The following is a 255-nucleotide window of genomic DNA, read 5'->3' as shown; positions in this document are numbered from 1 at the left end:
CGCCAACCTGGCGACCCAGCAGGATGTGCTCACGCGTCTGAGGCATAGGGCCGTCAGTTGCAGCAACAACCAGGATAGCGCCGTCCATCTGAGCAGCACCGGTGATCATGTTTTTCACGTAGTCGGCATGCCCTGGGCAGTCAACGTGCGCGTAGTGACGAGTCGGGGTGTCATATTCAACGTGTGAAGTGTTGATGGTGATACCACGAGCTTTTTCTTCTGGTGCGTTATCGATCTGGTCGAATGCACGTGCAG

Annotated in this window: 1 protein-coding gene; it reads right to left on the bottom strand. The window is 56.1% G+C overall.

The features are described 5' to 3' along the window. Positions 1-255 (bottom strand): GTP-binding protein (locus J1785_RS00045; RefSeq protein WP_238483003.1); only part of this gene is annotated, 255 nt, incomplete at both ends.

This window comes from Rahnella perminowiae, assembly GCF_019049755.1.
GTDB classification, from domain to species: Bacteria; Pseudomonadota; Gammaproteobacteria; order Enterobacterales; family Enterobacteriaceae; genus Rahnella; species Rahnella perminowiae.
Note: the sequence above shows the minus strand (reverse complement) of the source record. Positions and strands in the feature narration are given on the sequence as shown.